This is a genomic window from uncultured Mucilaginibacter sp. (assembly GCF_903913935.1).
Classification (GTDB): Bacteria; Bacteroidota; Bacteroidia; order Sphingobacteriales; family Sphingobacteriaceae; genus Mucilaginibacter.
The window spans coordinates 1-8,058 of sequence record NZ_CAIWNH010000230.1 but is presented as its reverse complement, the minus strand read 5'-3'; the positions used below and the strand labels follow the sequence as shown (position 1 = coordinate 8,058).

The 8,058-nt window shown below is 43.0% G+C and carries 6 protein-coding genes; 2 read left to right on the top strand and 4 right to left on the bottom strand.

Annotated elements, in window-relative coordinates:
- Positions 1-379 (bottom strand): response regulator (locus QZY09_RS08890; RefSeq protein ID WP_295671238.1); only part of this gene is annotated, 379 nt, incomplete at its 3' end.
- Between the two features lie 471 nt (positions 380-850).
- On the opposite strand from QZY09_RS08890, the gene QZY09_RS08885 reads away from it, so the two are divergent.
- Positions 851-2,482: a hypothetical protein gene (locus tag QZY09_RS08885; RefSeq protein WP_295671235.1), complete on the top strand. Its 1,632-nt coding sequence runs from the start codon at positions 851-853 to the stop codon at positions 2,480-2,482.
- Positions 2,483-2,683: 201 nt separating this feature from the next.
- Here the strand turns inward: QZY09_RS08885 and QZY09_RS08880 are convergent, their stop codons facing one another.
- A complete protein-coding gene (locus tag QZY09_RS08880) occupies positions 2,684-5,719 on the bottom strand; it encodes a DUF2723 domain-containing protein (protein WP_295671231.1) in 3,036 nt (1,011 codons plus the stop codon).
- A 323-nt stretch (positions 5,720-6,042) separates the two neighbouring features.
- On the opposite strand from QZY09_RS08880, the gene QZY09_RS08875 reads away from it, so the two are divergent.
- Positions 6,043-6,735: a hypothetical protein gene (locus QZY09_RS08875; RefSeq protein WP_295671228.1), complete on the top strand. Its 693-nt coding sequence runs from the start codon at positions 6,043-6,045 to the stop codon at positions 6,733-6,735.
- 23 nt (positions 6,736-6,758) lie between these two features.
- On the opposite strand, the gene QZY09_RS08870 is transcribed toward QZY09_RS08875, so the two are convergent.
- Together QZY09_RS08870 and QZY09_RS08865 are read right to left on the bottom strand one after the other, a co-directional pair.
- Positions 6,759-6,935 (bottom strand): hypothetical protein, encoded by a 177-nt coding sequence (locus QZY09_RS08870; RefSeq protein ID WP_295671224.1) that lies wholly within the window; start codon positions 6,933-6,935, stop codon positions 6,759-6,761.
- A gap of 211 nt (positions 6,936-7,146) precedes the next feature.
- Positions 7,147-8,019: a hypothetical protein gene (locus QZY09_RS08865; RefSeq protein WP_295671221.1), complete on the bottom strand. Its 873-nt coding sequence runs from the start codon at positions 8,017-8,019 to the stop codon at positions 7,147-7,149.
- Positions 8,020-8,058: the final 39 nt, after the last annotated feature.

Here is an 8,058-nt window from a genome sequence, read left to right as displayed (position 1 = left end):
GCTCCAGGTATTTTTCATAAGCCCTGTTTATGGTTAAATCCAACTCTTCTTCATTCCATGGCTTAGCCAGGTAATGAAAGATCTTCCCTTTATTTATGGCGTCAATAACGGCGTTCATATCTGCGTAGCCTGTTAACAGCAGCCTCATCGGGTCTGGAAATTTATCCAGTACTTTCTCCAAAAACTCTATACCTGTCATTTCCGGCATGCGCTGATCCGTTATAATAATATGTACCTGGTTTTTTGCAAGAATATCCAGCGCTTCAGCGCCGCTGAGCGCGGTTAACACCTTATATTTAATGCGAAAAGTGGCTTTGAACGAAAACAAGTTATGTTCTTCATCATCTACATAAAGCACCGCAATTTTGTTATCTGACATTTTTATGGATTTGCTTTAACTTCATTTACCGAAGTAAATATAATAATTCTATTCCTTTTGGCTTCACTAACATTAGTAATATCCTGCAAATTCAGCAGATAATAAATTGTACGTCCCTTCATTTTTTTATTGTGCCGGGTTAATAGCTTCGCGTTGCATCACCTGCAAACATTACGTAAAAACCCTCCTGCAAGTTCAGTGCTGATACGCAGCTATCCAGCCTTAATGCAAGATACCTTTGAGTATTGATTAACCAATTAAGCCCTAAGCCTTGAATCTCAAGCTCTAACAAAAACCTTACAATATTTTACTTCAGATTCAAAACTTACGACTCATCATCTAAATTAATACGGAACAAGAAGCCGAAAATCCCTTTGTAATTGTCTGCAGCAAAAACAAAAAAAAGAGTAAGCACCCGGTTAGCCGAAAACGGGAAACAGAGTAGGCGAAAAACATTAAAAAAACAACATCATGCCTAACGCAATTTACAACTATGTGTATTATCATACACTACCTGTTGGTGGCGGCTTAACCCGCCAAAACAGAAATCCCGCCTCTTCCTCTGTTTACTCCCCGGTTCCGGGTATCGTTGTACCACCCACAAACGATTTGGCTCCCGGCAGTCAGTTTCACCCCGACCTTCCGCCAGCCAGCCACACCCAAGGTACAACTACTTATACATTCGGTTTTATCAATGTATCGGGATGTGGCGCAGGCCAAACTTCTACAAACCTCGCTAGCCTGCCCGGTTCAGATCCAGACAACCCACTTTTGGTTGGCTCAGAAACCATTAACATACTGGCTGTTTACCTTGCCAGCGGCATATCCGGCCCTGGTGGCGGCGGGCCTGGCATTTATCTGGATGCTTTTGACGAAACAGCAGGCGAATTTTTGAATAACTTTTTTGTAACCGGAATTGCACCTGATAACGGGTTAACGCACAATGTGAACGTTTATGGCTCACTTGCCATCGTACCTGCAACTGAAACCGTAACCGCTGCTGCGAACCCAATGGCCACACCCGCAGTAATTAACAGCAATGCAAATTTTGATAAATGGGACATCCTCGAAGCCAACGGCAGCAATCCGCACGCTAATGGACAGAATTTGGTGGTAACCGGAAGTACAGGGTCAGACTTAACCGCATTTGCCATTTACCAGCAACCCCAATCGGTTTATATTACCGGCGACTACGCCAGCCCTGATATTATCCTTTTCACGCCATTTAGCACCACTTCTATGGGTACAGTTGTTCCGAACGTTGGGTACGATACTGAGGTAATTGCGGGTTTACATTACGGGTTTGCTGCGAAGGTACATAACGACTCGGAATATGAAGTAAGCGCAATGGTTACATTCTGGACAATACCACAGGGATTAGCTACCATTGGCCAGTACCTGGATACCCAAACCGTAGCGGTGCCTGCAGGCGGAAGCACCATTGTTTATTCATCCGTGCCCTTCGTAAATGCGGGCGGTGCGGATACACATACCTGCGCGGCTGTTAGCCTGTTCGTGCCGGGCAGTTCGCTTTGCAACTTTAACGCCAATAGCCTTAGCAGCGCGGCCGACATGGAAGACCCTACAGTGGTGTATCCAAAATGCGGTTCAGCCTGGAGGAACACCAATAGTATTACATTATTCCCCGGTGCTCCATGGCATTTGATATTAGGGCTGGGCCCGATTCATCATTTTGATCAGGCAGGCGAGATCAGTATTGCGCTTAGTGTGCAGCATGTTCCGGCAAACTTTGCTCAAAATGACAAAGTTTTGGAGGTTGTAAGAGCCAACCGGGCTATTTACGGCAAAACACCTCCGTACCTTATTCCGGACCTGCGCAAACAGTTGCCCGTTACCGAACTTAAGCACGAGATCACCCCTATCTCAAAAGGGAGGATCGCGCAACATAAGGCGCACGGCAGGCATATCGTTCAATTTGAAAATGCACACGAAACCCAATTTAAAATTTCGGGCACCCTGCCAGAATATGCAAAACCAGGCGATATCTATCTTGTACAGGTAAATGCTCATTATCCAAAAAACGGGCGAAAACCAGCAAGGACCGTCGGGTTTTTACAGGCATTATTTGTAAAAGGCAAATAAATCTATCATTTTTATACCTATGAGTGTTAGAGGCTGCCTGCAATTGGGCAGCCTCTTTTTGTTTTTTAAACCGTCCGTTTGTTTCATCAGCTGTTTTACCAAAAAACGAACGAACGCCAGTGTTAGACGATGGTTAATAGTCCATGAACTCTAGCAAATGAGCGCCACATCATAATTCGCCAAGTATGGTCCCCTACCAAACTACCGGCCTTCCAAAACCGCGAACTTATTCTCATAGTCCTTCAGTTGTGCCTGTAATTGGTTACTCAATTCTGTTTGATGGCTTGTTTTGGCGGAATCTGTCATACCATTTAGCAATTGCATACCCAGTTGAACGGTGCGCACGTCTATTGCCAGGTTATTGTTTTGTTTAAGCAATTCGTAATTGTAATCCAGTTGATCGGTAATGTAATTATCCACGCTTTTAACCAACTGATTACCCAGCTTTAAATCATCCAGCCTATAGGCCGTTTGCGACATGAAAAACTTTTGTGCTGCAGTATCAATATCCGGGGTAATATCTGGCATTTCATCATCAAATTTATGCAGTGACTTAAGGGCAAGATCAGGGCGACCATCCTGGATAAGCCCATGGGAAAGATCGTTAAAAGTGATCTGCATATTCAAATAAAACTGCGTTTTAGATACATTATCCAGGTATTTGGCAGTTTTAAAATGGCCGTATTTAAACTTGTTCATCACGTTACCATACATCACCAGGCTGTTGGTTTTGGGTGATTGCGCATCTTTACTTAATTCGGGTTTAAAAGGGATGAGGTGATAAACAAATCCTTCTTTATAAAGATACGGCAGCAGGCCAAACATACTGCTCTCGCTCATGGTAGTGGTAAAGCAAATGGGCCTCTTCCAGTTATTATGGGCGATGATGTCCATCATGGCCAGGTTATCTTTGGTTAAATAATTAAATGATATTTTCCAGTCCATTTCGGTGGCAAGCTTATCTTTCTGACCAGCGGCAACAACGCCATTTTTTATCACTTCGTTAGGGTTAACTGTTAATTTGAAGTTTTTGGTTGGCATAAAATTGACAATGGAGCCATCCTGCAAAGTCATTTTTGCGCGACTGTCGTCCGAAGTGACAAAATCAAACACGTCTTTCAGCTCAACATTCCCGGCAATTTTGGCATCGTTGTAATACACAATATCCCGGACGCCTTCTTTATACTTGTCAAAGGGCATGGTAACCGGCAATGGCGCCGACTGGTTCATCCGTCCCTGCATCTGGTGGATATACCAATCGCCGCTAAACAGGCTCATACAAACAATCCGTACATCCGGCCTTATGCCTTCCACTTCCTGGTCGTACCAAAGCGAGTAAGTATCATTATCGCCATAAGTAAACAAAACGGCATTTTTAGGGCAGGATAAGAGAAAGTTGTAAGCCATATCATGCGGCGTTAATTTGGTTGAACGGTCATGCGCACGCCACTCCTTACTGGCCAGCAATACAGGCACGGCAATCATACAAACCGCGAATGAGCCATAAGCAGCTAGCTTCGAATTCAGCTTTAAACGGACAATTTCTGCAAGCGCAATTACCCCCAATCCTATCCATATCGCGAAAGCATAAAATGAGCCTACGTACGAATAATCCCGTTCGCGCGGCTGCAACGAATTTTGGTTAACATACAGCACAATGGCGATACCGGTAAAAAAGAACAACAAGGCGATCACCAGGGCATCACGTTTTTTACGTTTAAAATGATAATATGCCCCCAGCAGGCCGAGCACGAGCGGAAGCGCATACAACGGTGTATAAGTAACATCATTTAAAATAGCTTTGGGTAGATGTTTACCGCCGTCGAACAAGCCGCTTGTCCAGTTACCATTAAGGGCCGCGGTGCTTTGCTGCCCGTCGGCATCATTATACCGGCCTACGAAATTCCATAAAAAGTAGCGGCCATACATCTGGTAGATCTGCCAGCTGAACAGCCATTTCAGATTGTCCGAAAATGTTGGCGCCTGGCCATCGCCCAACTGAAGCCATTGCTTATAGAACTGAACATTCTGCGCATAATACGGGTCAGATTCGGTGCTCCACATGCGGGGCAAAAACGTATTATGGTCGTACACATATGCCATGCTTTTCCCGGCATTTTCATATTGGGTTTTTCCTTTCCGGTAAATGGCCGGGCCTTCTTTTTCATCAATAATTTTAGCATCGAAATATGGGCCGGATAACAATGGGGTTTCGCCATACTGCACCCGGTTTAAATAGCCATATAAAGTAAAAGCATTATCCGGGTGCGAGTTATTGAGATCGGTATTGGCAGCAGCACGAATAGGGATATAAACAAATGAGCTGTACCCGAAATAAATAAAGACAGTGCACAATAGCGCCAGGTTTAGCAAAGGTTTTTTATGTTTGATGCTGTACCAGATCCCAAAAATGAGCAAGGCGAAAAGTAGCGCCATAAATACAAATGCCCCGCTGCCAAATGCCATTCCCAACGAATTAACAAAGTAAAAATCGAACCAGGCGGCAAAATATACGGTGTAGCCCCTGATGCCGAACTGGACTATAGCGAGTATAAGAATACTGATGAGAAAAGCCATTATGCCGTTTTTAAAACTGATTTTTTTATACCTGCGGAAATAATACACCATAGCTATTGCCGGTATGGTAAGTAAATTAAGCAGGTGTATCCCCATGGAAAGGCCGATGAGGTAAGCGATGAGCAGGATCCATTTATCAGCCCCCGGCGCATCAGCTTTAGCGTCCCATTTTAATATCGCCCAAAAAACAATAGCGGTGCATAAGGAGGAGATGGCAAATACAATGGTCTCAACCGCCGAAAACCAAAAAGTATCGGTAAAGGTAAAGGCAAGGGCGCCTACCAAACCTGCGCCAAAGGTGAGCAATTGCTGCTGGTGGCTATTTTCATCAGCTGCTTTAACCAGCTTGCGTGCCAGGGCAGTTATCGTCCAGAAGAGGAACATAATAGTAGCCCCACTTGCCAGTGCCGACATTAAGTTGGTGCAATAGGCCACCCTGGTACGATCACCAAAGGATAGCAGCGAAAAAGCTTTGCCCAGCATGGCAAACAAAGGATAGCCTGGCTGGTGCGATACCTGCAAACGGTAGGCACAGGAGATAAACTCCCCGCAGTCCCAAAAGCTCACCGATGGCTCGAGCGTTAAAATGTAGGAGGTGGTGGCTATTACAAAACAAAGCCATCCTAAAAGGTTGTTGATCTTTTTGTAATTGTGTTGCATAGTTGGTTGGTTAAGTTTTGATTGAGTTAGATTAAGTTGGTTGAATTGGGCAGATAAAAGCAAACAAATCACATAATCAATCATTCACCTATCAACCAATCTCACACCAATTTCTGCCTATTTTTTCAAATAGCTAAATCATTTAACACCCCTTAACAATATTTAACTAAAACCTGAATAATTTTAACAATTAGCATTGGACCCGGCTATTTCAGAATAATTCTAATTTGACGATGAAGAGAAAAAAATATATGCAACTAATTGTTTTATAGGTATTTTTATATATAAATCACCAGAAAAAAATAAATTTAAACTTAATTATCATGAAAAAGATCATTATCACAGCGCTATCGTTGTTGGTGCTGGTTCGCTTCGGCTATGCGCAGAGTTGCGAACAGTTTTTGAACGCCACAAACGGCAAAAAGTTGGTTTACAGTAATTCGGATGCCAAAGGCAATCAAACTGGGAAAATCACCTACAGTTCGGTAAAAAAAGATGCTGCTACAATTTCCATCCACAGCGACATAACCGATAAAAACGGCAAAGCAGTCGGTAGCAGCGATTTTGACATTACCTGCAACGGTTCATCCATCAATATTGATATGCGGTCGTTTATGCCGGCAAACGGGAACAAGCAAATGAGTAATATGCAGATGCAGGCCGATGGCAAGTATTTAAGTTACCCGCTTAACCTGAGTGCCGGCGAAAAACTTGATGATGGCTCAATGGTGATCACCATATTAAATAACGGCGAAAAGTTTGGCGAAACACATATGGATATTACCAACAGGAATGTAGTACTAAAAGAAACCATCACCACACCGGCGGGAGATTTTGAATGTTTTAAAATCACTTACGACGCCCGTATGGAAACCAAAATGATGGGGATCGGCATACCTGTAAATATGCAATCAACTGAATGGTTTTCGCCGGCACTTGGCCGTTTTATAAAATCCGAAACTTATAATAAAAATGGCAAGCTGATGGGGACAACTGCGCTTGTGGCAATAAATTAAATAGAAAATGTTTATGGAGGTTATTAACTGGCCTTTTGCCGTTTAAATTCCTCCATTTTACTTTCCAGCTTGTTGATCGAATTCCGGAGGTCTGCGATAAACATACTGGTCTTCTCATCTTTGATGTTTTTATGCACCAGATGTGACAGGACCTCTTTGATCCTTTCCTTCGACCTTTTGAACTGATTTAAATCTCCCATATTATATCGGCTTGGTTAAGGCTTTGTACGGTTGAAATCCAATAGGGTTCGGGTTGTTTATAAACATAATTTAAAGTTATTAACAAATGAGGTAATTAAAAACCCCAATCACCCTGAAAATAGGGGCGAATTAATCTTTAAGGTAAAAAAAAAGGCAGCGATTATAAAAAATGCTGCCTTTGTATTTATGCTGATTTTCCTAGCTTAACTTTTATTCGTTTTCAACTGCTGAAAATATTTCAAGTACAATATCCCATTTATGGTCGGCATCCCGTTCCCAAATACGTACATAGTTGTAGTTACTCACGATGTCGCCCTTCGCTATACGTGCTTTGCCATAAGTATAGGCCAAATCATTGCTTGTAGAGCGTCCGCCGTTTGTAGTTTGCGCCGTTATGGAGATAGCTTCATTATCAATAAACTTCATTACCTTGTCCTGCCCGGTCATCGGCTCAAAACCAGGGAAATAATACCTGCCCTCAGGACTCAAAAACTCCTTATAACTGGCCATGGTTGAAATTGACAATGAATGGTTAAATACATTGTCAGTAGCAAGGATGATCTTTTTTCCGGCAAAAGGATCTTTACTCGGAGCCACCTGCCTGGCTGAGTCAGGGTTTTTGAAATCGGAAATAGGATCCTGCTCCGGCTCGGGATGCTGTATACCCAGGTTAATCAGCAACTTTAAGCCATTTTCACCCTCAGCCCTCCATATGGAAACATAATCGCCAAACACTTTGTCGGTATCATCTGTCCCGTTTTGATAAACATACGGGCCAGCAGTAAAAGCAAGGTCTCCATTCGCCGATATACGCCCGAAGTTGGCGTGTTGCTTTAATGTACCAGCCTGTTTATCAATATTATTATAAAACTCGGTGATGTTAACTACGTTGGGTTTAAACACGATGCCTTCCGGATCGGCAACGGCCAAAAACGCGTCTTTAATTCCTTTTCTTTCAATTAATTTGTCAAAATCCTTATCTGCGTTTACAACTTTGTTTACATCGGCAGCAGGGCCCTGGGCAACCGCCCAACCAATCGTACTGAACAATATTATGGCGGAGAATAGTATTTTTTTCATCATTTTTTTAACAGAAGTGCGCTAATTTAAAACATTTAATGG